Annotated in this window: 22 protein-coding genes and 3 pseudogenes; 13 read left to right on the plus strand and 12 right to left on the minus strand. The window is 61.7% G+C overall.

Going from position 1 to position 26,049, the window contains the following annotated elements:
* Window positions 1-87: 87 nt before the first annotated feature.
* From AC0IYN_RS22180 to AC0IYN_RS22195, 4 genes and pseudogenes are all read right to left on the minus strand, one after another.
* A pseudogene (locus AC0IYN_RS22180) lies at window positions 88-630 on the minus strand (methyl-accepting chemotaxis protein); the annotation flags it as partial.
* A 321-nt stretch (window positions 631-951) separates the two neighbouring features.
* A pseudogene (locus AC0IYN_RS22185) lies at window positions 952-2,031 on the minus strand (cache domain-containing protein); the annotation flags it as partial.
* A 146-nt stretch (window positions 2,032-2,177) separates the two neighbouring features.
* Entirely contained in the window at window positions 2,178-3,068 is an 891-nt protein-coding gene (locus AC0IYN_RS22190; RefSeq protein ID WP_010211227.1) for a bestrophin family protein, read from the minus strand.
* 83 nt (window positions 3,069-3,151) lie between these two features.
* Window positions 3,152-3,340 carry a hypothetical protein gene (locus tag AC0IYN_RS22195; protein ID WP_406596382.1) on the minus strand — a complete coding sequence of 63 codons (189 nt, stop codon included), beginning with the start codon at window positions 3,338-3,340 and terminating at the stop codon, window positions 3,152-3,154.
* Window positions 3,341-3,834: 494 nt separating this feature from the next.
* Between AC0IYN_RS22195 and AC0IYN_RS22200 the strand changes: the two genes are divergently transcribed.
* The 3 genes from AC0IYN_RS22200 to AC0IYN_RS22210 are packed head-to-tail and all read left to right on the plus strand — an operon-like array spanning window position 3,835 to window position 5,949.
* On the plus strand, window positions 3,835-4,677 hold the full coding sequence (locus AC0IYN_RS22200; RefSeq protein ID WP_406596383.1) for a hypothetical protein: 843 nt from the start codon (window positions 3,835-3,837) through the stop codon (window positions 4,675-4,677).
* 26 nt (window positions 4,678-4,703) lie between these two features.
* On the plus strand, window positions 4,704-5,765 hold the full coding sequence (locus tag AC0IYN_RS22205; protein WP_406596384.1) for a GGDEF domain-containing protein: 1,062 nt from the start codon (window positions 4,704-4,706) through the stop codon (window positions 5,763-5,765).
* Complete coding sequence (locus AC0IYN_RS22210; RefSeq protein WP_100520203.1) at window positions 5,755-5,949, plus strand: hypothetical protein; 195 nt, start codon at window positions 5,755-5,757, stop codon at window positions 5,947-5,949. The genes AC0IYN_RS22205 and AC0IYN_RS22210 overlap by 11 nt, the downstream gene beginning before the upstream one ends.
* A 7-nt stretch (window positions 5,950-5,956) precedes the next feature.
* Here the strand turns inward: AC0IYN_RS22210 and AC0IYN_RS22215 are convergent, their stop codons facing one another.
* On the minus strand, window positions 5,957-6,268 hold the full coding sequence (locus tag AC0IYN_RS22215) for an ArsR/SmtB family transcription factor (protein WP_078049101.1): 312 nt from the start codon (window positions 6,266-6,268) through the stop codon (window positions 5,957-5,959).
* Between the two features lie 78 nt (window positions 6,269-6,346).
* On the opposite strand from AC0IYN_RS22215, the gene AC0IYN_RS22220 reads away from it, so the two are divergent.
* Window positions 6,347-7,438 carry an NADH:flavin oxidoreductase/NADH oxidase gene (locus tag AC0IYN_RS22220; RefSeq protein WP_078049100.1) on the plus strand — a complete coding sequence of 364 codons (1,092 nt, stop codon included), beginning with the start codon at window positions 6,347-6,349 and terminating at the stop codon, window positions 7,436-7,438.
* Here AC0IYN_RS22220 and AC0IYN_RS22225 read toward each other — a convergent pair.
* Complete coding sequence (locus AC0IYN_RS22225; protein ID WP_457267940.1) at window positions 7,429-8,118, minus strand: SOS response-associated peptidase; 690 nt, start codon at window positions 8,116-8,118, stop codon at window positions 7,429-7,431. The two genes, AC0IYN_RS22220 and AC0IYN_RS22225, sit on opposite strands and share 10 nt — an antisense overlap.
* Before the next feature lie 173 nt (window positions 8,119-8,291).
* On the opposite strand from AC0IYN_RS22225, the gene AC0IYN_RS22230 reads away from it, so the two are divergent.
* Entirely contained in the window at window positions 8,292-10,418 is a 2,127-nt protein-coding gene (locus AC0IYN_RS22230; RefSeq protein ID WP_457267941.1) for a TonB-dependent siderophore receptor, read from the plus strand.
* A gap of 63 nt (window positions 10,419-10,481) precedes the next feature.
* Here AC0IYN_RS22230 and AC0IYN_RS22235 read toward each other — a convergent pair whose 3' ends face one another.
* Complete coding sequence (locus AC0IYN_RS22235) at window positions 10,482-11,204, minus strand: FadR/GntR family transcriptional regulator (RefSeq protein ID WP_078049097.1); 723 nt, start codon at window positions 11,202-11,204, stop codon at window positions 10,482-10,484.
* A 48-nt stretch (window positions 11,205-11,252) separates the two neighbouring features.
* Entirely contained in the window at window positions 11,253-12,989 is a 1,737-nt protein-coding gene (locus AC0IYN_RS22240; protein WP_457239221.1) for an IlvD/Edd family dehydratase, read from the minus strand.
* A gap of 192 nt (window positions 12,990-13,181) precedes the next feature.
* Between AC0IYN_RS22240 and AC0IYN_RS22245 the strand changes: the two genes are divergently transcribed.
* Genes AC0IYN_RS22245 through araH form a run of 7 tightly spaced genes read left to right on the plus strand, consistent with a single transcriptional unit; the run spans window position 13,182 to window position 21,518 of the window.
* On the plus strand, window positions 13,182-14,504 hold the full coding sequence (locus tag AC0IYN_RS22245) for an MFS transporter (RefSeq protein WP_471843255.1): 1,323 nt from the start codon (window positions 13,182-13,184) through the stop codon (window positions 14,502-14,504).
* 15 nt (window positions 14,505-14,519) lie between these two features.
* Window positions 14,520-15,509 (plus strand): AraD1 family protein, encoded by a 990-nt coding sequence (gene araD1 / locus AC0IYN_RS22250; protein ID WP_471843257.1) that lies wholly within the window; start codon window positions 14,520-14,522, stop codon window positions 15,507-15,509.
* Window positions 15,510-15,520: 11 nt separating this feature from the next.
* Complete coding sequence (locus AC0IYN_RS22255; RefSeq protein ID WP_471843259.1) at window positions 15,521-17,101, plus strand: aldehyde dehydrogenase (NADP(+)); 1,581 nt, start codon at window positions 15,521-15,523, stop codon at window positions 17,099-17,101.
* A gap of 33 nt (window positions 17,102-17,134) precedes the next feature.
* The gene (locus AC0IYN_RS22260) at window positions 17,135-17,998 is read left to right on the plus strand and encodes an SMP-30/gluconolactonase/LRE family protein (RefSeq protein ID WP_458375512.1); all 864 of its coding nucleotides are present in this window, start codon (window positions 17,135-17,137) and stop codon (window positions 17,996-17,998) included.
* A gap of 37 nt (window positions 17,999-18,035) precedes the next feature.
* Entirely contained in the window at window positions 18,036-19,040 is a 1,005-nt protein-coding gene (locus tag AC0IYN_RS22265) for a substrate-binding domain-containing protein (RefSeq protein ID WP_010211214.1), read from the plus strand.
* A complete protein-coding gene (gene araG / locus AC0IYN_RS22270; protein ID WP_457239226.1) occupies window positions 19,037-20,539 on the plus strand; it encodes an L-arabinose ABC transporter ATP-binding protein AraG in 1,503 nt (500 codons plus the stop codon). The genes AC0IYN_RS22265 and araG overlap by 4 nt, the downstream gene beginning before the upstream one ends.
* 10 nt (window positions 20,540-20,549) lie before the next feature.
* The gene (gene araH / locus AC0IYN_RS22275; RefSeq protein WP_068933932.1) at window positions 20,550-21,518 is read left to right on the plus strand and encodes an L-arabinose ABC transporter permease AraH; all 969 of its coding nucleotides are present in this window, start codon (window positions 20,550-20,552) and stop codon (window positions 21,516-21,518) included.
* A gap of 114 nt (window positions 21,519-21,632) precedes the next feature.
* On the opposite strand, the gene AC0IYN_RS22280 is transcribed toward araH, so the two are convergent.
* Window positions 21,633-22,781: an aldose epimerase family protein gene (locus AC0IYN_RS22280; protein ID WP_471843265.1), complete on the minus strand. Its 1,149-nt coding sequence runs from the start codon at window positions 22,779-22,781 to the stop codon at window positions 21,633-21,635.
* A 138-nt stretch (window positions 22,782-22,919) separates the two neighbouring features.
* Here AC0IYN_RS22280 and AC0IYN_RS22285 point away from each other — a divergent pair, with 138 nt between their 5' ends.
* Window positions 22,920-23,687 (plus strand): SDR family NAD(P)-dependent oxidoreductase, encoded by a 768-nt coding sequence (locus AC0IYN_RS22285; RefSeq protein ID WP_471843267.1) that lies wholly within the window; start codon window positions 22,920-22,922, stop codon window positions 23,685-23,687.
* Window positions 23,688-23,843: 156 nt separating this feature from the next.
* Here AC0IYN_RS22285 and AC0IYN_RS22290 read toward each other — a convergent pair whose 3' ends face one another.
* From AC0IYN_RS22290 to AC0IYN_RS22300, 3 genes and pseudogenes are all read right to left on the minus strand, one after another.
* The gene (locus AC0IYN_RS22290; RefSeq protein WP_457267905.1) at window positions 23,844-24,440 is read right to left on the minus strand and encodes a glutathione S-transferase; all 597 of its coding nucleotides are present in this window, start codon (window positions 24,438-24,440) and stop codon (window positions 23,844-23,846) included.
* A 29-nt stretch (window positions 24,441-24,469) separates the two neighbouring features.
* Window positions 24,470-25,003 (minus strand): annotated as a pseudogene (gene mug / locus AC0IYN_RS22295) (G/U mismatch-specific DNA glycosylase).
* Window positions 25,000-25,998, minus strand: a complete 999-nt coding sequence (locus tag AC0IYN_RS22300; protein ID WP_406596454.1) for an AraC family transcriptional regulator — start codon at window positions 25,996-25,998, stop codon at window positions 25,000-25,002. The pseudogene mug and the gene AC0IYN_RS22300 overlap by 4 nt, the downstream one beginning before the upstream one ends.
* Window positions 25,999-26,049: the final 51 nt, after the last annotated feature.

The following is a 26,049-nucleotide window of genomic DNA, read 5'->3' on the forward strand; positions in this document are numbered from 1 at the left end:
CTGCTTCGCAGCCCAGCGCGGGGCAAGCCCGCTCACTACAGCAAGTCCGCTCGTGATCAATTGTTGCTCTGCGCACTCGCTGGCCTGTTAGAACTTGAACCGCCCCACCAACCCCTTGAGCTGACCTGAAATATCCGTCAGCCGCCCTGATCCGGTCTGCGCCGAGTGGGCGAAGCCTTCCACCAGTTGCGCATCGGCATGGATCTGCGCGATGTGCCGGTTGATCTCTTCGGCCACTTGGTGCTGTTCTTCGGCAGCGGTGGCGATCTGGGTGTTCTGGTCGCGGATCGAATCCACCGAGCCGCGAATCTTGTCGAAGCTGTCGCGGGCCTGTTGGATACGTTCCACGCTAGTGTGAGACACCAATAGGCTGCCTTGCATCTGCTGGGTCACTTCCTGGGTGCGGCGGGCGAGGTTGCCGAGCAGGCTGTCGATCTCGCCGGTGGAGTCCGCAGTGCGGCGGGCGAGGGCGCGGACTTCGTCGGCGACTACCGCAAAGCCTCGGCCCTGGTCGCCGGCGCGCGCGGCCTCGATCGCCGCGTTGAGCGCCAGCAGGTTGGTCTGCTCGGCAATCGAGCGGATGGTGTCGAGGATGGTGTTGATGTTTTTGCTGTCCTGCTCAAGCTGCTGCATGGTCTGGGTCGAGCGTTGCAGGTCTTCGCTGAGCTGGAGCACGCTGCCGGTGGCTTCACCGATGTGCTGCTGGCCGTCGTGTACGTCGCGGTAGCCTTCGTCGGCACTGGTGGCGGCGGCGCTGCAGGAGCGGGCGACTTCGTTGGCGGTGGCCACCATTTCGTTGAACGCGGTGCTCACCAGTTCCACGGCTTCGCGCTGGCGGCCGGCAGCCTGGTTCATGTTGTGGGCGACTTCGCTGGTGTCGGCGGCGGCGGTCTGCAGGTCGGACGAGGCGTTGCCGATGCGCTGCACCAACTGGGCGATCATGCTCAGGAACTGGTTGAACCAACCGGCCAGGCTGGCGGTTTCGTCCTTGCCTTGCACCTTGAGCTGGCGCGTCAGGTCGCCTTCACCTTCGGCGATCTCTTGCAATCCGTCGGCCACGCCGCGAATCGGCCGTACGATGACGCTGGCAAAGCTGGCGCCGACCACCGCGAACACCAACGCCAATACGGCGGCAATGGCCGCGATCAACCAGGTCAGGCGGGTGGCGCCGGCCATCACTTCGTCGCGCTTGATCAGGCCGATAAAGCGCCAGCCGAGGTCTTTGGAGCTGACCATGTTGGCCATGTAGGCCACGCCATCGATGTCGATCTGGCTTACGCCGTCGCCGCGCTTGGCCAGTTCGGCGTAGTTGGGGCCCAGGTCGGCCAGGGGCTTGAAGTTGTGCTTGGCATCGCTGGGGTCGACCAGCACGTTGCCGTTGCCTTCCACCAGCATCAGGTAGCCGCTGTCGCCCAGCTTGATGTTGCGCACCAGTTCGGTGAGTTGCTTGAGCGACACGTCCAGGCCGACCACGCCGAGGATATTCCCGGTGGCGTCAGCGACGGTGTGTACGGTGCCGATCAGTGTCACATCGTCCGGCGCCCAATAGTAGGCGCCGGTGCGCACGGTTTTACCCGGCGCGGCGATGGCCGCCTGGTACCAGGGGCGGACGCGCGGGTCGTAATTGTTCAGTTTGGTGTCGTCGGGCCAACTGGCGTAGCCGCCGTCCTTCAAGCCCAGGGACAGGTAGGCGGTGCTCGGATGGCTCTTGGCGAACTGGTCGAAAATCTCCAGCAGCGCCGTGTTGGTCGGCGTGAGAGGGATTTGTGCGGCGTCGGCGCCGGCGTAGCTCTTGAGGTCCTTGGCCGCGACAACGCGCGGGTCCTTGGCCACATAGTCGACGTTTTGGCTGATGCCATCGAAGAACTGCTGCATGCCATTGTCGATCTGGCGGATCTCGCGGCCACTGCTGTCGAGGAAATTGGCCTGGGCCCCCTCGCGCAGATTCAACACGACCAGCACGGCCACCAGGATAACCGGCACGCACGCGATGGCCGCAAATGCCCAGGTCAGCTTTTGCTTGATATTCATGACTTCACCCGCGGGTATTTATAATTTTGGCAAGGAGAAAACAGTAGCGTCGAGCGTCGCATGTGTTGTTATGAGGGGGGGTGTGGCCCATGCGTACTCCCTGTATATCGACTGAGGGAGCACGCACTTGAGGCCGAAGGGAGGGTTTAACCGATGCGCTCGCCACCCAGCGCATCACGCTGCATCGACTGCAGGTTTTTCTCGATGGTTTCGCAGATGGTGTCCATCTGGATCTGGTGTTCGCTGGAGTTGAACGGGCTTTGCAGGTCGGTGCCGATGCGCTCGATGGCCAGCAGCATGAAGCCCACCACCGTCGAGGCCAGCGGGGTGAACCAACCCAGGGACTCCACCAGGCCCACCGGTACGATCAGGCAGAACAGCGAGATAAACAGGCGCGGGAAATACACGTAGGGGTAGGGCAGCGGGGTGTTGGCAATCCGTTCCATGCCGCCCTGGGCGTTGGACAAATCCACCAGGGTCGACTCCAGCCGTGCCAGGCGAATGCTGTCGAGGTGACCGACCTTGTACTCCCGTGCCAGCAACGCCGCTGAACCGGTGAGGATATCGTTGGCAAAGTTGTTGGTGGCGCCGTTACGCGCAAACTCATCGCCGGGGATAAACGCGCGGACTTCTTCGGGGCACGGTTGGCCCTTGAGGTGCGCGGCCAGGCAATTCACATAGGCCACATGGCGACGCAGCAGGGTGGCCTTGACCGGGTTCACTTCGTCGTCGGGATCGTCCAGCAGGGTCAGTACCTGGCGCGCAAAACTGCGCGAGTTGTTGACCATCGCGCCCCACAGGGTACGGGCTTCCCACCAGCGGTTGTAGGCGCTGCTGTTACGAAAACTGATCAGCACCACCAGCGCCGAACCCAGCAGGGTCAGGGGCATCAGCGGCAGATTGATCTTGTAGGTGAGGAACAACATGAAGTCCACGGTGACGGCGACGTCCCACAACAACAGCCAGAACAGCGCCCAGCCCACGTAGCCCATGGTCTTGATGATCAGGCGGTACTTTTTGATGATGGCGGCTTTCAAACGAGAACCTCGCGAGCGGTAAGCAACAGTGCTTAAGCTCGGACGCGGGTTAACGGCAAAGGTTCGCCTGGCGCCTGAATCGTTTAAGTGCCGCGAATGTCGATCTCTTCCTGGCGCAGCACCTCAAGCGCTGCCAGCACGACATGCGCTTGTTCAATGACGTTGCCCGCCATGACTTCATGCCCGTGTTGCTGCAAGACGCGCGCGTTTTCCACGATGTGGTTGATTTTGGTTTCAATAGTGTCGGCAAACAGGATGATCGAGCTATTCATGACGGTTTCTCATTCGGGCGAGTACTGTGTTTTTATCAATGGCACTGACCACCTCAATGCCGAGTTTCATCGAGAGCTTCATGGGTTTAATCAGCTCGAAATGTCGGCCTTGGTGGCGACGAGTTAGTTATTTGTTACCGCGCTGCGTCTGCACGCTAACTTTCTTGTTAGTTGAGCAGTTGCGCGACCCTAGCGTATTTGGTGGGTGGTATTTAAGACCATATTTGGTAGGGTTGGGAATAGATGTAAGCAAATGTCACAAGAGTGCGCATGGACATATAAATGTCATGGTGAGGAAGATTTTGGAACAATTTTGGTAGCCATGATGTCATGTGGAGTAATCGCGATACATTGCGTACGGGCAAAACGCCAGCACTGGCAGCGTTTACGACGTGAGTTGTTGTGAGACCTGGGCGCAGAGAAGCTGCGGCCAAGATCAGTGAATTGAAGTTATTTGATCAGGGCTCTATCTCATGTGTGTCAGGTCGTTGAAGTTGGCAATCGATCATTCCGCGCAGGCATTTGAGCGGCATGTGGATTTTGAATCGAGCATTCGGGCGCACTACGCAGTGTTGCTCGATAACTATTCGAAAAGACCGTTTTTCTATAAAAGTGCGCTTAAGTACAGCCGTTTGATGGTGTCTTTCGCCTTATTGAGCGAATACTTTTCCAAGCCGATGCCGTTGTTGTGCGAAGTCAAAGCCTTCTGCGTTGCGCAGGGGTTCTGTTCGAGAAACAGCCTCGAATCCATTTTCCTGCTCTTCAGGGCGCTGGGCTTCATGCACGTCAGGGTGAATCCGGAAGACAGCCGCTTCCGGACCTTCACGCCATCAACGCAGGCGTGTCGAGAGGTGAGGGTGATGATGACGTCCATCACCGACCCGTTGGCGGTGATGTGCCCTGAACGGGCGGTGTTCACGCAATTGCGCGAACTGGATGATCGGGCGTTCCTGGCCCTCTACTTCAAAGGCTATGCGACGCTGCTGAACAATAAGCTGGCAATTGATGTGCTGTTGCCTGAGTGCTATTGGCTGGTCAAGCGCGACGGCGGCCACATGCTGATGCTGGCTATTTATAACGACGCCTGCGGGCAGGGCGGCAACGGCGCAAGTTTCAGATCGTCTTCTTACCTGGCGCTGGCACAGCAGCTTTCCGTGTCCAAGACCCATGTGATCCGCCTGGTACAGGAGGGCGCCGACAAGGGCTATTTCAAAATTCATTCCAAGACCCAGCTGGAGGTGCTGCCGCCGTTTATTAGCCTGGTTCGAAGGTTTATGGCATTTACGTTTGCGTCCGGTTTGCACAGTGTTGAACTGAGCCAGACCCACAACAGTTAGGCAGCTTATGCGCAGGGAGTGTCAGGATGCCGGCCAGTTTAAAGCTCAGACCGAGGATGCAGCGGTTGCTGTCACCCGCGGTGGCGCAAGCGCAGTTGATCGGCATCGTTGCGTGGTTGGCGGTGCTGTTGATTAATCCCCTAGAAGTGTTTGGTTTTTACGCTGCAGTCTGCACACTCACGTTGCTGGTGGTTTACAGGTTGCACCGTGCTGTCGTTAACTTTTTCATGTGGCGTGCACTGGGTGTTGTTTATATCGTGGTGCTGTCGGTCGGCTTTGCATATGTGATTCGATCCAATGCCGAGTTGCGTATATTGGCACTGCCGCTGACCGTAACATTAGTGATCAGTAGTTCCATCCTGTTTGTGAGCGTTCAGGATTACTTATTCAGTGCGCTATTAATCTGGTGGGTAATGTGGGCGGTGATTGAAACAGGCTTGCCGGGTGGGCTGGAGATGTATCTGTTGATATTTTGTGTTTCTTCAGTGCTGCTCGGGTTTAACCTGAACTTTTCTTACTTGAAAAACCTGCGTTCCGTGTTGTTGGTGGAAAGTGAGTTTCGCGAATTGGCGGAAACCGACTATTTGACCTCCATATTGAACCGGCGCGCCTTTATGGAAAGTTTCGAAAAACTGATCGAAACAGGGCAAAGCGGTCATTTCATGATGCTGGATATCGACAGTTTTAAGTTGAAGAATGACCAATTCGGTCACGACATTGGCGACAAGATCCTCTGCGCCATGGCCGCTTGCCTGAAGTCCACAAAGGGCAGCCACAGCTTCGGACGAATCGGCGGCGAAGAGTTCGGCGTCCTGGTGGTAGGGGATGACCCAGACGTCGCCAGCGAGTTTGCCCTGTGCTTGTTGCAGGCAATCCGCTGCAGTGTCGCGCCGCCGCACCACTACACGTGCAGTGCGGGCATGGCGCGCTTTTCGGCGGGTGCCGATCTGTCGACGGTACTCAAATGTGCTGACAGAAACCTTTACGCAGCCAAGCGCAATGGCAAGGACTGCGTGTACCTGGATGGCGAGCCTCTGCGATCGCGCCTGCCTGTGCCAATTAAACCAGCGAGGACCTATGAAGATTGAGTTGGAAGACGTGGATTCACCCAAGGGTTGCCTGCTGCGCCTGGGTGACCTGAGCATGATGTTCAACACACGGTTGGAGGCGCAGCAATTTGTTGATCAACTGCAAGGGCGCATTGGCGCACTCAAATTCGGCGGTGCGCCGAGCCGTGATGCTGTGCAGGGGGAGGGTGATCCGCCAGCCTGATCCTGGCTCAGTGCTGCGCGAGGATGCACCCGAGTAAACCGGGAAAGCGTTCCTCTAGCACCTCGGCACGCAACGAATTCAGATGAGTGGTCCCCACGCTACGGGTATGCACCAGCCCGGCGTCGCGCAACACGCGAAAGTGATGGGACATGCTCGACTTGGGCCGTCCGCCGTCCAGTTCGCCACAGGTGGCCTCGGGCACACCCGCCAGGCAGCGTACGATGTCGAGACGCACCGGATCACTCAACGCGTATAGCAGGCGTTCGAGGGTCAGGTCTTCAAGGGGAGGGTGTTTAAAGGCTCGCATGAAATGAATCATAACAGGGGGGTATCGTTGAATACCATAGTTCGATTACCATCGAACTATCGAATCACTCACTCGCTCCTGGAGTTCTCCATGTCCGCTTTGTTCGAACCGTTCACCCTTAAAGACGTCACCCTGCGCAATCGCATCGCTATCCCGCCGATGTGCCAGTACATGGCCGAAGATGGCATCGTCAATGACTGGCACCTGGTGCACCTGGCCAGCATGGCCCGTGGCGGTGCTGGCCTGGTGGTGGTCGAAGCCACCGCCGTTGCGCCGGAAGGCCGCATCACCCCGGGCTGCGCCGGCCTCTGGAGCGATGCTCACGCCGAGGCCTTCGTGCCGATGGTCAAGGCTATCAAGGCTGCCGGCTCGGTGCCGGGCATCCAGATCGGCCACGCCGGTCGCAAGGCCAGCGCCAACCGCCCGTGGGAAGGTGACGACCATATCGCCGCCTCCGATGCTCGCAGCTGGGAAACCATCGCCCCCTCGGCCATCGCCTTCGGTGCCAACCTGCCGCAGGTGCCGCGCGCGATGACCCTGGACGACATCGCCCGGGTGCGCCAGGACTTCGTCGACGCTGCCCGCCGTGCCCGCGACGCCGGCTTCGAATGGATCGAGCTGCACTTCGCCCACGGTTACCTGGGCCAGAGCTTCTTCTCCGAACACTCCAACCAGCGCACCGACGCCTACGGTGGCAGTTTCGACAACCGCAGCCGTTTCCTTCTGGAAACCCTGGCCGCCGTGCGTGAAGTCTGGCCGGAAAACCTGCCGCTCACCGCGCGTTTCGGAGTGATCGAATACGATGGCCGTGACGAGCAGACCCTCACCGAATCCATCGAACTGGCCCGTCGTTTCAAAGCCGGTGGCCTGGACCTGTTGAGCGTCAGCGTCGGGTTCACCATCCCTGACACCAACATCCCGTGGGGCCCGGCATTCATGGGGCCGATTGCTGAGCGTGTGCGCCGTGAAGCCGGTATCCCGGTGACTTCGGCCTGGGGCTTTGGCACCCCGCAGCTGGCCGAAGGCGCGTTGCAGGCCGGGCATCTGGACCTGGTATCGGTGGGCCGTGCACACCTGGCAGACCCGCATTGGGCGTACTTTGCAGCCAAGGAACTGGGGGTTGAGAAGTCGTCGTGGACCTTGCCTGCGCCTTATGCGCATTGGTTGGAACGCTATCGCTGAGGCTGATCGCCGACGGGCTCAAGCAAACCGGGCCCATCGTTACGCGTATTGCCTACCGCCGTGTCCACCCTGAACCATTCGAACACATCGCAAGGTTCACCCTGGAACAGCACAATCTGCTCGGCCCGGCCCTTAGTTGTCGCCGGGTCCAGCCATTCACGCGCCAGCGCCGGGTTGAGCACCACCGGCCGGCGGTCGTGGATGTCGACCATGCCGCCGGCGCTGTCGGCGGTGATGATCACAAACCCATCGTGCTCGCCCGCGCCTTCATCGGCGTCGGGTAGCTGGCCGATGGCGGCGCACAGCACGGGCGCGCCGTCCCTTCGCCGTATCAGGTAAGGCTGCTTTTTCGGGCCGCCTTCATCCACCCATTCAAACCAGTTGTCCACCGGCGTTATCACACGGTGTGGCCAGATCGCCCGGAAGAACGCACCGTGGGCGACTTTTTCGGCGCGGGCGTTGATCGGCGCTGCTCGGTCCTTGGCCCAATGCGGGCGCCAGCCCCAGCGCACGCGGTCGGCGTGCAGCACCTCGTTGTCCAGATGCAGCAGCGTCACCAGGGTGGAGGGCGCGACGTTGTAACGGGCCTGATCGCCCGCCGAGTCGGCGAGGGCATTGGGCATGCTCAAGGCCGCCACAAAATCATGAATGCCGCGGTACTGCGAAAGTCGTCCGCACATGGCTGGATCCTCCGGCTGAACCCTGAGCTTAGCCGCCACCGTGCGCACGCTTGTACAAATTTGAACATGACAAATGAGAATAAATATCAATGGCGCGAAAGTTGGTATACCCTGCGCCGCACAAAAATTGGCAGATATGCCGCCCCATCTGGCTCTTTCACTAGGTTCATCTCATGCGTCGTACCCTGGTTTCCGTGTGTGTGCTTCAGGCGTTTTCCCCTCTGAGCTGGGCGGAGGTCGAACCGGTTGAAAGAGCCGCGATCGAGCTGCAAGCCACCAGCATCACCGGCACTGCCGATTATGAAACCGCCCAGGGGCCCGTGCTGGGCTACCACGCCACCCGCTCGGCCAGTGCGACGCGCACCGACAGCTCGATCCACGAAACCCCGCAGTCCATCAGCGTGGTGTCCAAGGCGGTGGTCGAGGACATCGGCGCCACCCGCCTGCAAGACGCCCTGGACTATGCCGGCGGCGTTGGCCGTGCCAACAACTTCGGCGGGCAAGGGCTCACCACCTTCACTGTGCGCGGCTTTACCACGGGCGAGTTCTACCGCAATGGTTTCCCGATCAACCGCGGCTATCCGAACATGCCCGACGCCAACACCATTGAACGTCTGGAAGTGCTGCGCGGCCCGGCAACCATGCTCTATGGCCGGGGCGATCCTGGCGGTACCTTCAACGTGGTGTCCAAGCAGCCATTGGCCGAGCCGACGGTGACCCTCGGCAGCCAGCTGGATGACCAGGGCATGCAGCGCGCCACGCTCGACGCATCGGGCCCGTTGGACGAACAGGGCCGCGTGGCCTATCGCCTGAACGTGGTGGGCGAGGGCGGCGACACCTTCCGTGATCACGTGGAAACCGAACGCTACGGCGTGACCCCGGTCATCACCTGGCAAGCCACCGATGCCACCAAGGTGATCTTCGAAGGTGATTTCATGCGCAACAATCACCCGCTGGACCGTGGCCTGACACGTTACCCGAACCAAAAAGGTACGCCGTCGCGCGACACTTTCTGGGGCGAGAAAGACGTCGGTAAATTGCACAATGACAACAGCATGGCCCAGCTGCGTTTCGAACACCTGCTCAATGACAATTGGACCCTGGGCGGCGGTTTCCAATGGCTGGACGGCACCCTGCAAGGCAACGCCATCGAAGCCAACGGCCTGGCTGCTGACGGCCGCACCCTGGGTCGCAACTTCAACTACCGCAAGCTGGAGTGGACCGACAAAGACACCCAGCTCAACCTCACCGGGCATTTTTCCACGGCCGGCTTCGATCACACTCTGCTCACCGGCGTCGAGTTCGAAGACTACGATTACAAGTCGATCATCCAGCGCTCCAGCGGCGCGGTGGGCGCTTATGCCATCGACATCTTCAACCCGGTCTACGGCCAGCCGCGCCCGGCGCTCACACGCACCCCGACCCATGACAAAGAAAACCTCAAGACCTACGCCGCTTTCGTCCAGGACCAGGTCGCCCTGACCGAGCGCCTCAAAGTGCTGGCTGGTGCACGCTTCGAGCGCTTCGAACACGATTACCACACCTACGTGCCAGGCGGTAAAAGCTGGGAAGCCAGCGATAACGCGGTCACCCCGCGCATGGGTGTGATCTACGACCTCACCGACACCGTCGCGGTGTACGCGGACGCAGCCCGTTCGTTCAAGCCCAACACCGGTGCCAGCCGTCAAGGCGGTGGTTTTGAGCCGGAGAAGGGCAAGTCCTACGAGATGGGCATCAAGTGGGAAGCGCTGGATCGCCAACTCAGTGTCGACGCGGCGATCTACCAGATCGAGAAGAAAAACGTGCTCACTACCGACCCAGTTGACTCAACCTTCAGTGTCGCTGCCGGCCAGGTGCGCAGCCGAGGTTTCGACCTCAATGTCGCCGGCAATATCACCCCTGAATGGCGCGTGATCGGTGGGTATGCCTATGTGGACGCCGAAGTCACCAAGGACAACACCCTGCGCACTGGCACGCGCTTGCTGAACATCCCGCGCAACAGCTTCAACTTGCTCAACGTCTATGAATTCCAGGACGGCACGCTGAAAGGCCTGGGCTTGGGAGCCGGCGCTAAATACGTGGATGAGCGCGCCGGGCAGACGTCCAACACGGCATTCTCGATGGACGCCTACACCGTGGTCGACCTGCTCAGCTACTACAAGGTCAACGACAAGGTACGGCTGAACCTGGACGTGAAAAACCTGTTCAATCGCGAGTATGAAGAGGGAGCGTTCGGCAATGTGTATGCCTACCCAGGCGAACCCCGCACCGTTCAGGTCGGGATCGCCTACACCCTATAAGGCGTACGCAGGTAAACCTGTGGGAGCGGTGTTCAGCTGATAGCGTGTGTTTTGGTCTGGGGGTCAGAGCGGCGTGAGCACATTCATCACCGTATCCAACGCCACCCGCGTGTCATCCAGTTGCACCAGCGACGCATGTCGCGCGCCCAGGGCATCGCGGTTCTGGATCGCGGTAAGGATCGCCTTGTGCCGGGGCAGGCTCAGGCCCTGGATGTCCGGGCGGCGGTTGGTGATGTTGATCGACTCGCGCAACGGCAGCGACAGCATATTGCACATGTAGGCCAGCAGGTCGTTGCGGGTGGCGTCGGCAATGGCGCGGTGGAAGTCCAGGTCGGCCTGTAGCAGCTGTTCGTGGGTCTGCGCGGTTTCCATGCCCAGGTAGGCTTGTTCGATGGTGGCGATGTCTTCATCGGTGGCGGTGGTCGCGGCCATGGCGGCGATCTCCGGTTCGAGGATGCGCCGCACCCCGGCCAGGGTGTTGAAGAATTCGCTGTGGGGCGTGGACTGCATCAACCAGGACAGCACGTCCGGGTCGAGCAGGTGCCATTTCAACCGAGGCCGCACCACCGCGCCCACCCGTGGCTTGGAATACACCAGGCCCTTGGCGCTGAGCACCCGCGTGGCTTCACGCAACACCGAGCGGCTGACCTGGTACTCCTCGCAGAGCGTGGCCTCCATGGGCAGCCGTTCTTCAGGCTTGAAGCGACCGGAAACGATGTGCATGCCCAAGTCCTGAACGATCTGGGCATGCTGGCTCTTGCGCGGCTTGGGCGGCTGGTGATCCATGACGACAGGGAGGCTCTGGCTTAAAGACGCGGCATCATAGCATCCCAATTAGTGGGAATGCCTTGGGACTTCCGCCCCACGGCAACCCACCAGGAAGTCAAAGTCACAGCCTTGGTCGGCCTGCAGCACATGGTCGATATACAGCTGGCGATAGCCGCCGACGATCAGCTTCTCGGGTGGCGCCAGGTCGGCCATGCGTGCCGCCAGCTCTGCGTCGGGGATGTCCAGGTGCAGGCGGCCGTTGGCGCAGTCCAGTTCGATCCAGTCACCTTCCTGCACCGTGGCCAACGGCCCGCCGGCGGCGGCTTCCGGCGCCACGTGCAACACCACCGTGCCGTAGGCCGTGCCGCTCATGCGTGCGTCGGAAATCCGCACCATGTCCGTCACGCCCTGGGCCAACAGCTTGGCGGGCAAGCCCATGTTGCCGACTTCGGCCATGCCTGGGTAACCCTTGGGGCCGCAGTTTTTCATGACCAGGATCGAGTTGGCGTCGACGTCCAGCTCCGGGTCGTTGATGCGCGCCTTGTACATGTCGAAGTTCTCGAACACCACCGCGCGGCCTCGGTGCTGCATCAGTTCAGGGCTGGCGGCGGACGGCTTGAGGACTGCACCGAGCGGCGCCAGGTTGCCGCGCAGTACACAAATGCCGCCGTCGGCGCGGATCGGGTTGTCGAGGGTGCGGATCACCTCGTCCTGGCCATAGATCGGCGAGTCCTGGGTGTTCTCGCCCAGGGACTTGCCGTTCACGGTCAGGGCATTCGGGTGCGGGATCAGGTTGGCTTCACCGAGACGGCGCAGCACGGCGGGCAGGCCACCGGCGTAGTAGAACTCTTCCATCAGGAAGCGCCCCGAGGGTTGCAGGTCGACAATGGTCGGCATGCCACGGCCGATGCGGGTCCAGTCATCCAGGTCGAGTTCGACGCCGATGCGCCCGGCGATGGCTTTGAGGTGGATCACCGCGTTGGTCGAACCTCCGATGGCCGCATTCACGCGGATCGCGTTTTCGAATGCTTCTTTGGTGAGAATCTTCGACAGCTTCAAGTCTTCGCGCACCATCTCGACCGCACGCATGCCCGACATATGCGCCAGCACATAGCGCCGCGCATCCACTGCCGGGATCGCGGCGTTGTGGGGCAGGGAAGTGCCCAATGCCTCGGCCATGCACGCCATGGTCGACGCAGTGCCCATGGTGTTGCAGGTGCCTGCCGAACGCGACATGCCGCCCTCGGCCGCGAGGAAATCATCCAGCGTGATGGTGCCAGCCTTGACCTGTTCGCTGAGCTGCCACACCACGGTGCCCGAGCCAATGTCCTGGCCCTTGTGCTTGCCGTTGAGCATCGGCCCGCCGGTTACGACGATGGCGGGCACGTCGCAGCTGGCCGCGCCCATCAGCAGCGCGGGGGTGGTCTTGTCGCAGCCAGTCAGCAACACCACGCCGTCAATCGGGTTGCCACGAATCGCCTCTTCCACGTCCATGCTCGCCAGGTTGCGCGTCAGCATCGCGGTGGGGCGCAGGTTCGACTCGCCGTTGGAGAACACCGGAAATTCCACCGGGAACCCACCGGCCTCGATCACGCCGCGTTTGACGTGCTCGGCAATCTGGCGGAAATGCGCGTTGCACGGGGTCAGCTCCGACCAGGTATTGCAGATGCCGATGATCGGCTTGCCATGGAACTGATGGTCGGCAATGCCCTGGTTCTTCATCCAGCTGCGGTACATAAAGCCGTTCTTGTCGGCGGTACCAAACCACTGGGCAGAGCGTAGGCCGGGCTTTTTATCAGGCATGATCGATTCTCTTATTGTATGACTATATGTTCTATGCGTGCTTAAACATAAGCGCAAAATCGATGCTTTGGAAGAGTTGTTTTGCAAATAGTCATACTATATAGTCGGTCTTCACTGAGGTATGGCCCTGGCGAATTTTCGCGAGAGGCGTCCCCCGAGCTTCTATAAAAACAACAATCGGAGATCGACCCCATGAGCCAGGAACTGCGGCTTATTCGGCGCATCACGCTGAAACTGATTCCCTTCCTGATCCTGCTGTACCTGATCGCCTACGTGGACCGCTCCGCCGTGGGGTTCGCCAAGTTGCACATGGGCGCCGACGTCGGCATCGGCGACGCCGCCTATGGCCTGGGTGCGGGGTTGTTCTTCATTGGCTACTTCCTGTTCGAGATCCCCAGCAACCTGATGCTCGACCGCTTCGGCGCGCGGCGCTGGTTTGCACGCATCATGATCACCTGGGGCGCCATCACCATCGGCATGGCCTTCGTGCAAGGGACGCACAGCTTCTATGTCATGCGCTTTTTGCTCGGCGCGGCGGAGGCGGGGTTCTTTCCGGGCGTTCTCTACTACATCACCCAGTGGTTCCCGGTGCGCCATCGCGGCAAGATCCTTGGGCTGTTTATCCTCTCGCAACCCATCGCGATGATGATCACCGGCCCGGTGTCCGGTGGTTTGCTGGGCATGGACGGCATCCTTGGCCTGCACGGCTGGCAGTGGCTGTTCATCGTGATCGGCACCCCGGCGATCCTGCTCACCTGGCCCGTGCTGCGCTATTTGCCGGACGGCCCCAAGCAGGTCACCTGGATGAGCGACGACGAAAAGGCCTGGCTCACTGGCGAACTCGCCAAAGACCTGCAAGCCTACGGCCAGACCCGCCATGGCAACCCGCTGCATGCGTTGAAAGACAAGCGCGTGTTGCTGCTCGCGCTGTTCTACTTGCCGGTGACCCTGAGCATCTACGGCCTGGGCCTGTGGCTGCCGACCCTGATCAAGCAATTCGGCGGCAGCGACCTCACCACCGGTTTCATCTCTGCCGTGCCGTACATCTTCGGCATCATCGGCCTGCTGATTATCCCGCGCAGTTCCGACCGTTTGAATGACCGCTACGGCCATCTCGCCGTGCTCTACGTGCTGGGCGCCATCGGCCTGTCCTGCAGCGCCTGGCTCAGCGTGCCGGTGCTGCAAATGGCCGCGCTGTGCCTGGCGGCGTTCGCGATGTTTTCCTGTACGGCGGTGTTCTGGACCTTGCCGGGGCGCTTCTTCGCGGGCGCCAGTGCGGCGGCGGGCATTGCCTTGATCAACTCGGTGGGCAACCTCGGTGGCTATATCGGCCCGTTCGTGATCGGCGCGCTCAAGGAATACACCGGCAACCTGGCATCGGGCTTGTACTTTTTGTCCGGGGTGATGGTGTTCGGGCTGGTGCTGACCTGGGTGGTTTACCGCCTGCTAGAGCGCAAGCATGTGCTGCCTGCCGACCAATTCGCCGCCAGTGCCCGTGGCGCCACACGTACTTAATCCAGGAGAAATGGCATGCGTTTAGTTCAGTTCGAGTTGCGTAATGGCGAGCGTCGCGTCGGCGTGGTCGATGGCACCAAGCTGCGCGAAGTCAGCACGGCCCGCAGCGTGCGTGAGTTGGCCCTGGCTGCGATCGAAGCCGGTGTCGGCCTGGCGCAACAGGTGGACAGCCTGGGCCTGGGCGACAGCTACGACTACGCCACCTTGCTGGCCGACCTGAAAATCCTGCCGCCACTGGACCACCCGGACCCGGCCCATATGCTGATCAGCGGCACCGGCCTGACTCACCTGGGCAGCGCCTCGGCGCGGGACAAGATGCACCAGGCCGGTGACGACACCGCGCTGACCGACACCATGCGCATCTTCAAATGGGGCGTGGAGGGCGGCAAGCCCGCGGCTGGCCAGGCGGGCGTGCAGCCCGAGTGGTTCTACAAAGGCGACGGCAGCATCGTCGTGCGCCCCGGCGCGGCCTTCCCGGTGCCACCGTTTGCCGAGGATGCCGGTGAAGAACCGGAAATCGGTGGCCTCTACGTCATCGGGCCGGACAGCAAGCCCTATCGCGTCGGTTTTGCAGTGGGCAATGAATTCTCCGACCACGTCATGGAACGCAAGAACTATCTGTACCTGGCCCATTCCAAATTGCGCAGTTGCAGCTATGGCCCGGAGTTGCGCGTGGGCGAGTTGCCCCAGCACCTGGCGGGCACCAGCCGTCTCTTGCGTAACGGTGAGGAAATCTGGCGGAACGAATTCCTCAGCGGCGAGGCCAATATGTGCCACAGCCTGGAAAACCTTGAATACCACCACTTCAAATACCGCCAGTTCCTCAAGCCGGGCGATGTGCACATCCACTTTTTCGGCACCGCCACGCTGTCATTTGCCGACGGTATACGTACCCAGGCCGGCGATGTGTTCGAGATCAGCCAGGCCGAGTTCGGCGCGCCGCTGGTCAACCGTGTCGGCAGTAGCGAGGCGGCCTTCGAGCCCGGCAACGTCGTCACCCTTTAAAGGAGATCCCCATGACCCAGTACCTCGGCCACAACTACATCGGCGGCCAGCGCAGCGCCAATGGCAGCGTCACGTTGCAAAGCCTCGACGCGACCACCGGCGAAGCCTTGCCCCAGGCGTTCTACCAGGCCACACCACAAGAGGTCGACGCCGCCGCCAAGGCTGCTGCTGCGGCATACCCTGCTTACCGCGCCTTGAGTGCATCGCGTCGCGCGCAGTTCCTCGACGCAGTGGCCGACGAGCTGGACGCGCTGGGGGATGATTTTGTCGAGCTGGTGTGCCGCGAAACCGCGCTGCCGGCTGCACGTATCAAGGGCGAACGTGGGCGCACCAGCGGCCAGATGCGCCTGTTCGCCACGGTATTGCGTCGCGGTGATTTCTACGGCGCGCGCATCGACAAGGCGTTGCCTGACCGTCAACCGCTGCCACGCCCGGATTTGCGTCAGTACCGCATCGGCCTCGGGCCTGTCGCCGTGTTTGGCGCGAGCAATTTCCCCTTGGCGTTTTCCACTGCGGGCGGCGACACCGCTGCCGCGCTGGCGGCTGGCTGCCCGGTGGTGTTCAAGGCCCACAGCGGGCATATGGCGACGGCGGAACGCGTCGCCGATGCAATCATCCGCGCGGCCGAGGCCACCGAGATGCCGGCCGGCGTGTTCAATATGATCTTTGGCGGTGGCGTCGGTGAAGCGCTGGTCAAGCACCCGGCCATCCAGGCGGTCGGCTTTACCGGCTCGCTCAAGGGTGGCCGTGCACTGTGTGACATGGCGGCGGCACGCCCGCAGCCGATCCCGGTGTTCGCCGAGATGTCGAGCATCAACCCGGTGATCGTGCTGCCTCAGGCATTAACTGCACGGGCCGAAAGCGTGGCACGCGACCTGACTGCCTCGGTAGTACAAGGCTGCGGCCAGTTCTGCACCAACCCCGGCCTGGTGATAGGCATCGCTTCGCCTGAATTCACTGCGTTCACCCAACAAGTCGCGCAACTGATCGGCGACCAACCGGCACAGACCATGCTCAACGCCGGCACCCTGGGCAGCTATGGCAAGGGCCTGGAAAAACTCCTGGCGCACCCTGGCATCCAGCACCTGGCGGGCAGCCAGCAGGCCGGCAATCAAGCGCACCCGCAGGTGTTCAAGGCTGACGTGCGCCTGTTGATCGAGGGCGATGAAGTGCTGCAGGAAGAAGTGTTCGGCCCCACCACGGTGTTTGTCGACGTCGCCGACCAGGCCCAACTCAGCGTGGCCTTGCACGGCCTGCACGGCCAACTCACGGCGACAATCATTGGTGAGCCGGCCGACCTGCAGCAGTTCGTGGAACTCACGCCACTGCTGGAACAGAAAGTCGGGCGCATCCTGCTCAATGGCTACCCAACCGGCGTGGAAGTCTGCGATTCGATGGTGCACGGCGGGCCGTACCCGGCCACCTCGGATGCCCGTGGCACCTCGGTGGGCACCTTGGCCATCGACCGTTTCCTGCGCCCCGTGTGCTTCCAGAACTACCCTGATAGCCTGCTGCCCGACGCGTTGAAAAACGCCAACCCGTTGCGTATCCAGCGGCTGGTGGATGGCACGCCATCTCGCGACCCGCTGTAACGCGCACCTGAGAACAACAATCCAGGAGGCATCATGTCGTGTATCGCCGTTACCCCGCACCGTGCGCAGTTGGGCGAGGGTCCGTTCTGGGATGCGCCCACCCAGGCACTGTACTGGGTGAATATCGCCGGCAAGCAGGCGCTGCGCCTGATGGGCGGGCAGTTGCAGGTGTGGCAGTTGCCCGAGCATGTCTCGGCGTTCATCCCGTGTGAAAGCGGCGATGCCCTGGTGACCTTGAGCAGCGGCGTGTATCGCCTCGACCTCGTCACCGAAGCCCTGACCCTGCTGTGCGTGGCCGACCCGCAAGCGGGCAACCGTGGCAATGAAGCACGCTGCGATGCCCAGGGCCGCCTGTGGTTGGGCACCATGCAGAACAACATTGGCGAGCAGGGTGAAGACCTGCCCATTACCCAGCGTTCCGGCGGCCTGTTTCGCATTGATGCGGATGCGCAGGTCACGCCGTTGCTCAGCGGCCTGGGCATTCCCAACACCTTGCTGTGGAGTGATGACGGCCGCCAAGTGCATTTTGGCGACAGCCTGGACGGCACGCTGTATCGGCACGCGATCAGGCCAGACGGCCAGCTCGACCCTGCGCAGGCGTGGTTCGGCCCGCACCCGCGCGGCGGGCCGGACGGCTCGGCGATGGACGTTGAAGGCTACCTCTGGAACGCCCGCTGGGATGGCAGCTGCCTGTTGCGCCTGACCCCGGACGGTGAAGTCGACCGCATTATCGAACTGCCCGTCAGCCGTCCCACCAGTTGTGTGTTTGGTGGCCCGAACCTCACTACCCTCTACATCACCAGTGCCGCCAGCCCCTTGGATCACCCCTGGGACGGTGCGGTATTGGCCATGGAAGTGGATGTACCTGGAACACCCTGTCATCGCTTTGCCGGATAAACCCAAGACTTAAAAACAACAACAAGGAGTCACCCGTATGAATCGTCGTCGTGGTTTGCGTTCCCTGTGCTGCGCCGCTGTGGCGGTCTCGGCCATGAGCTTGAGCGGGCTGTTGCTGGCCGCTGAGGAAGTGAAGATCGGTTTCCTGGTCAAGCAGGCTGAAGAACCGTGGTTCCAGACCGAATGGGCCTTCGCCGAAAAAGCCGGCAAGGAGCATGGTTTCACCGTGATCAAGATCGCCGTGCCGGATGGTGAGAAGACCCTGTCGGCTATCGACAGCCTGGCCGCCAACGGTGCCAAGGGCTTTGTGATCTGCCCGCCGGACGTGTCCCTCGGCCCGGCCATTGTCGCCAAGGCCAAGGCCAACGGCCTGAAAGTGATTGCCGTAGATGACCGGTTCGTCGATGCCAAAGGCAACTTCATGGAAGACGTGCCGTACCTGGGCATGGCGGCGTTCGAAGTCGGCCAGAAGCAGGGCGCCGCGATGGCCGCCGAAGCAAAAAAACGCGGCTGGGACTGGAAGGACACCTACGCGGTGATCAACACCTTCAACGAACTCGACACCGGTAAAAAACGCACCGACGGCTCGGTCAAGTCCCTGGAAGAAGCGGGTATCCCCAAGGACCACATTCTGTTCACCGCCGCCAAGACCCTCGACGTACCCGGCAGCATGGACGCCACCAACTCCGCCCTGGTCAAGCTGCCCAGCGGCGCGAAAAACCTGATCATCGGCGGCATGAACGACAACACCGTGCTCGGCGGCGTGCGCGCGACTGAAAGCGCCGGCTTCAAGGCCGCCAACGTGATCGGCATCGGCATCAATGGCACCGACGCCATCGGCGAATTGAAGAAACCCAGCAGCGGCTTCTTCGGCTCGATGCTGCCAAGCCCGCATATCGAAGGCTATAACACCGCGCTGATGATGTACGAGTGGGTGACCAAGGGCACCGAGCCTGCCAAGTACACCGCCATGGACGAAGTGACCCTCATCACCCGTGAGAACTTCCAGGCAGAGCTGACCAAGATCGGGCTGTGGCAATGACCGCTGCCGCCCTGCGGTTTGACGGCATCGGCAAAACCTTTCCTGGGGTCAAGGCGCTGGAGGGCATCAGCTTCAGCGCCCACCCAGGGCAGGTGCACGCGTTAATGGGCGAGAACGGCGCGGGCAAGTCGACGCTGCTGAAGATCCTTGGCGGCGCCTACATTCCCAACAGCGGCACGCTGCAGATCGGCGAGCAGGTCATGGCCTTCAAAAACGCTGCTGACAGCATTGCCAGCGGCGTGGCGGTGATCCATCAGGAACTGCACCTGGTGCCGGAAATGAGCGTGGCCGAGAACCTGTTCCTCGGGCACTTGCCGGCGCGTTTTGGCGTGGTCAACCGAGGGCTCCTGCGCAAGCAGGCCCTCGCTTGCCTCAAGGGATTGGCGGATGAAATCGATCCGGCCGAAAAGCTCGGGCGCCTGTCCCTGGGCCAGCGCCAACTGGTGGAAATCGCCAAGGCGCTGTCCCGGGGCGCCCACGTGATTGCGTTTGATGAGCCCACCAGCAGCTTGTCTGCGCGGGAAATCGACCGCTTGATGGCGATCATCACGCGGCTGCGCGATGAGGGCAAAGTGGTGCTCTACGTGTCGCATCGCATGGAGGAAGTGTTCCATATCTGCAACGCGGTGACGGTGTTCAAGGACGGCCGTTATGTGCGCACCTTCGACGACATGAGTGCGCTGACCCATGATCAATTGGTGACCTGCATGGTCGGTCGCGATATCCAGGACATCTACGACTACCGCCCGCGTGAGCACGGCGAGGTAGCGCTCAAGGTCGACAGCCTGCTGGGCCCCGGCCTGCGCGAGCCGATCAGCTTCAACGTGCGCAAGGGCGAGATTCTCGGCCTGTTCGGGCTGGTGGGGGCAGGGCGCACGGAGCTGTTTCGTCTGCTTAGCGGCCTGGAGCGTGCCAGCGCCGGGCAACTGCAACTCTGCGGCGAGCCGCTGCATCTGCAGTCACCACGGGATGCGATCGCCGCCGGCGTGCTGTTGTGCCCGGAAGACCGCAAGAAGGAAGGCATCATTCCGCTGTCCAGCGTCGCCGAGAACATCAATATCAGCGCGCGGGGCGCCCATTCCACGTTTGGCTGGCTACTGCGCGACGGTTGGGAAAAGCGCAACGCCGACCAGCAGATCCAGGCCATGAAGGTCAAGACGCCCACTGCTGCGCAAAAAATCATGTTCCTCTCCGGCGGCAACCAGCAAAAAGCCATCCTCGGCCGCTGGCTGTCGATGCCGATGAAAGTGCTGCTGTTGGACGAGCCCACCCGTGGCATCGACATCGGCGCCAAGGCCGAGATCTACCAGATCATTCATAACCTCGCCGCCCAGGGCATTGCGGTGATCGTGGTGTCCAGCGACCTGATGGAAGTGATGGGCATCTCCGACCGTATCCTGGTGCTGTGCGAAGGCGCCTTGCGGGGTGAACAGACCCGTGAGCACGCCACCGAATCCAACTTGCTGCAACTGGCCTTGCCGCGCAGCGTGGCGAACTGAGAGACCCCCTATGACCACTCAACACAACGTGCTGCCCACCGCGCGCAAGCCCCTGGACCTGCGCGCATTGCTGGACAACTGGGCGATGCTGCTGGCCGCCGTGAGTATCTTTTTGCTGTGCGCCTTGTTGATCGATAACTTTCTTTCACCGCTGAACATGCGCGGGCTGGGGCTGGCGATTTCCACCGTGGGCATTGCCGCCTGCACCATGCTGTTTTGCCTGGCGTCGGGGCATTTCGACCTGTCAGTGGGCTCGGTGATTGCCTGCGCCGGCGTGGTGGCGGCGATCGTGATGCGTGACACCGACAGCGTCATGCTCGGCATTGGCGCCGCGTTGCTGATGGGCCTGATGGTGGGGCTGATCAACGGCATCGTGATCGCCAAGCTGCGGGTCAATGCGCTGATTACCACGCTGGCGACCATGCAGATCGTGCGTGGCCTGGCGTACATCTTTGCCAACGGCAAGGCGGTGGGCGTGTCCCAGGATCAGTTCTTTGTCTTCGGTAATGGCCAGTTGTTTGGCGTGCCGGTGCCGATCCTGATCACGATTTTGTGCTTCCTGTTCTTCGGCTGGCTGCTCAATTACACCACCTACGGGCGCAACACCATGGCCATCGGCGGCAACCCGGAAGCGGCCTTGCTGGCGGGCGTGAATGTGGACCGCACCAAGATCCTGATCTTCGCCGTGCACGGCGTGATCGGTGCCTTGGCCGGGGTGATCCTGGCCTCGCGCATGACCTCCGGCCAGCCCATGATCGGCCAGGGCTTCGAGCTGACGGTGATTTCGGCGTGCGTGCTCGGCGGGGTATCGTTGAGCGGCGGGGTAGGGATGATCCGTCACGTGATCGCCGGGGTGCTGATTTTGGCGATCATCGAGAATGCGATGAACCTGAAGAATATCGACACCTTCTATCAATATGTTATTCGCGGCTCAATCCTGCTGCTGGCCGTGGTCATCGACCGCATGAAACAACGCTGAGTCATGCCCTGTGAAAACTAAATGTGGGAGCGGGCTTGCTCGCGAATACGGAGTGTCAGACCCGAATGAATTGACTGACACGGCGCATTCGCGAGCAAGCCCGCTCCCACAGGTTTAGTCGGTGGAGAATTTGAAGACGGTGTTCTGGGTGTAGGTCTGCCCTGGATTCAGGCGGGTAGACGCGAACTTCGGCTGATTAGGCGCATCCGGGAAATGCTGAGTCTCCAGCGTAAAACCGCTCCAGTGCAGATAGGTCTTCCCAGCCTTACCCTTCACCGACCCATCCAGGAAGTTGCTGGTATAAAACTGCACCCCAGGCTCCGTGGTAAACAGCTGCAACCGTCGCCCCGACTCAGGATCATGCACCTCGGCCGCAAGCTGCTTCACATCACCTTTGTTATCCAGCGCCCAGTTGAAGTCGAACCCACCCTGTTTCGGCTCGGCAAACTTTATCTGCGGGTGATCGTCCTTGATGTGCTGGCCGATCGGCGTCGGTTTCAGAAAGTCCATCGGCGTGCCTTTGACGGGCGCCAGTTCGCCGGTGGGAATCAACGTCGCGTTCACCGGCGTGTAGTGGCTGGCATGCAAGGTCGCGACCTGCTTGAGAATGTCGCCATTTCCCGCGCCGGCCAGGTTGAAGTAGCTATGGTTGGTGAGGTTGAGCACCGTGGGTTTGTCGGTGGTGGCGGTGTAGTCGATGTGCAGTTCGTTGGTGTCAGTGAGGCGGTAGGTGACTTCGGTCTTCAGGTTGCCGGGGAAGCCCATCTCACCGTCCTTGGACAGGTAGGTGAGGGTCACGCCGACCGAGTCCTTGGCCTTGACCGGCGTGGCTTTCCACACGTGTTTGTCGAAGCCCTGGGCGCCGCCGTGCAGCGAATTGGGGCCGTCGTTGAGCGGCACTTGGTAGCGTTTGCCGTCGAGCTCGAAGGCACCGCCCGCCAGGCGATTGCCGAAGCGCCCGATGGTCGCGCCGAAAAACGCGGTACCGCTTTGATAACCCTGCACGTCGTCGAAGCCCAGCACGATGTCCTCGACCTTGCCGTGTTTGTCCGGCACCTTCAGCGACTGCAACACGCCGCCGTAGGTAATCACCGTGGCTTGCATGCCATGGCTGTTGCGCAACACGTACTGTTCGACGGCAGTGCCGTCATTGGTTTTACCGAAGGGCTTGTGCTCACTGGTGAGGCCTGCGGCCTGGGCGCCGCCACTGGCAACCAGCATGGACAGGGCGAGGCCGGAGAGCAGGTAACGAGGGTGCTTCATGGTCGAACTTCCTTTTGTTGTTTTGAGTGGAATAGTTCTACTAATGTGCGATATTTTGTCGGTTGGACAGCGAATTTATAGCCTTTAACGCCATTTTTGCAAAATAAAATAAGACTAATTAAGCGAGGCACTTTGTATATGAACACTCAGCATGCGGTTTACCCCGACCTTGAAGGCAAGGCTGTCCTGATCTCCGGCGGCGCCTCAGGCATTGGCGAATTCATGGTGCGCGCCTTTGCCGCCCAGGGTGCCAAGGTCGGCTTTGTCGACCGCGCGCAAAGCCAGGGCGAACGCCTGGCGGCGCTGTTGAGTTCGCGCGGGCATACCGTGGAGTTCGTGAATTGCGACATCACCGATGAGATCGCCTACAAGGCTGCCATCGGGCGCTTCGAACACTCCCTGGGGCCCATCACCGTGCTGGTGAACAACGCCGCCAATGACGTGCGTCATACCCTGGAAGAAGTCGACTCGCAGATGTTCGACCGGCTTATTTCCGTCAACCTGAAACACGCGTTCTTCGCCGCCAAGGCCGTGGTGCCCATGATGAAAAGCGCCGGCGGCGGCGCGATCATCAACCTCGGCTCGGTCGGTTGGATGATGGCCTCTGCCGGCTACCCGGTGTACGCCGCCAGCAAGGCCGCCGCCCACGGCATGACCCGCGCGCTGGCCCGTGAACTGGGGCCGAGCCGCATCCGCGTGAACACCTTGGTGCCGGGCTGGGTGATGACCGAAAAACAACTGGCGATGTGGGTCGACGATGCCGCCAAGGAACTGATCAGCCGCAGCCAATGCTTGCCGGGCAGCGTGCTGCCGGAACACATCGCCAATATGGCGTTGTTCCTGGCCTCTGAGGCGTCGGCGATGTGTTCGGCGCAGAACTTTATCGTGGACGGTGGGTGGGTCTGAGTCGCGCTCAATTATCCAGGCTGCACAGGCCAAATGTGGGCGCGGGCTTGCCCGCGAATACGCTGGGTCAGTGGATACAGTTGCCGACTGACACGCTGCCTTCGCGAGCAAGCCCGCTCCCACACAACGCCCAGTCCGACATCATGACCAGGGTGCTTATTCGATCGGATAACGCTTGAACGCCGGGTGCTGTTCCAGCCGCTCGGCATGGCGCTTAAGGTTAGGAAACGCATCCGCCTTGACCACCGACGCCACGGTGAACTGGCTGAACGACCAGGCCACCGCCGCCGTAATCGACGCCTGGGTCAGCGCCTCGCTGGCAGGCAGCTGCTTTTCCAGCAGTGAATACGCCGCCAGCAGTTGGCCGCTGACGCGGTCGAGCCAGGGTGCATGCTGCTTTTCGGCGGGGCGCAGGTTGTGTTCGTAGACGATCTGCACGCTTTTCTCGCAGGCCGCCAAGGCCAGGCCAAGCACCTGCAAGTCCTGGGCGCGGGCGGTGGCTTGCTGCGGGAGTAGCTTCTTGTCGTTCGGAGCCAGGGTTTCCAGGTAGTCGAGGATCAGGCTGGAATCCATCAGCACCGTGCCGTCATCCAGCACCAGGGTCGGGGCCTTGACCACCGGGTTGATCTGGGCGAATTCGTTGAAGGTGCGAAACACCGACAGGGGTTCGTGCACGAACTCCATCCCGTACAGGTCCAGGGAAATGGCCACGCGGCGCACGAAGGGCGAGTCCAGCATGCCGATCAGTTTCATGAAGCCTCCATTGCTCTCAAGGGGATGGCTCAAGAGAGTAAGGGCACGGGATCGGCGTGCGCAATGGCCTCCCGTAGTTGCTGGTAGGCGATGACCAATTATTCCAGGCTGAACGCCAGGTTGCGCCCACTCGGGTTCGGCAGCACCCACACTGACGCGCCGCCCAGCCGCTGCGGTTGCAACCCCCAGTCAAGCTCGCGCTTGCCGGACAGCGCGCTGTAGCCCGCCTTGCCGAGAAACGCCACGAAACGCGGTGCATGGCGGCGGAGTTTCTGCTCGAACGCGGCCGCCGCGTCGGTGAATTCATGCCGCGCCAACTCACCTGCGCTCGCGGTGGGGCGTTCAACCACGATGGTCAGGCCGCAGCCATAGTCCAGCAATGTACGGCCATCCTCCGGGCGCAGTTCATGGGGTGTGAAGCCCGCCAAGTGCAAGGTGCGCCAGAAGCGATTGCTGCGGTTGGCAAAGTGCAGGCCCAGGGTGGCGGAGCCCCTGCCGGGGTTGATGCCGCAGAACACCACGCCCAGGTGGGCGGCCAGGATGTCTTCGAGGCGCTCGATCATGCCGGGCTCCGCAGGTTGTGGCGGCTGGCGCCAGGAGGCTGGCCGGTAATGCGTTTGAACGCGCGGCTGAACGCCGCCTGCGAGGTATAGCCCAGGCGCAGCGCGACTTCTTCGATGGGGAGCCGCTCCAGGGTCAGCCATTGGCTGGCCAGGCGCATACGCAACTCCGTCACGTAGCGCAGGGGCGGGATGCCCAGGGTGGCCTGGAAGCGTTCGGCGAACACCGAGCGGGAGGTATGGCAGTGCGCGGCCAGCTCGGCCACGCTCCAGTTGCGCCCGGGTTGCTGGTGCAGGACGAGCAGGGCGCCGGCCAGCCGCGTGTCGCGCAGCGCCGCCACCAGCCCCGACGCGTTGCCGCAGGCGCATTCCACCCAGCCCCGCACGATCATGGCGGCCACCACATCGGCCAGGCGCGCGAGGATGCCGGAATAGCCGACGCGAGCCGCGCTGACTTCACGTTCCATCACCGCCAAAATCGGCATCAAGCCAGGGTAACGCTGGCCCTGGGCATCGATCAGCATCAAGGCCGGCATCAGGCTGCCGAGCCCCTGGATACTGCCAAGCTCGAACGCCATGCAGGCGCTGAACAGCAAGGTACTGGGTGGCGTCTCGGGCGAGGCATCCACGGCGCACACGGTATCGCCCAGCGACGTCGCGTCAAAGCCGTTGATGTCCTGCACAGGCCGATCCGCCGTGGAGGACAGCGCATGGGCGCCGCCATGGGAGATAAACACGGCATTGCCCGCCGACAACTCGAACAGGCTGTCGTCGTCGGTACGCAAGGTGGCCGTCCCGGCGGCAAGGAAGTGAAAGTAGGCATGCCCGGGTTTGGCCTCAAAGCCCATGCCGAAGCTCGGCCCGGCCTGGATACGCCGGTACTGCACCCCACGCAGGCGCATGCCGCGCAGCAGCTCGTCGATGAGGTCGGAGGACAGGTTGAACGGGGCCGCTGCGGTCATGTTCGGGGTTTCGATCAAAAACTCAAGGGTTTGCATCATAGATCATCCGGTGTCGCGAACCTAGACTGACCGTCGCGCAAATGACCG

Source organism: Pseudomonas sp. AC112, assembly GCF_979253545.1.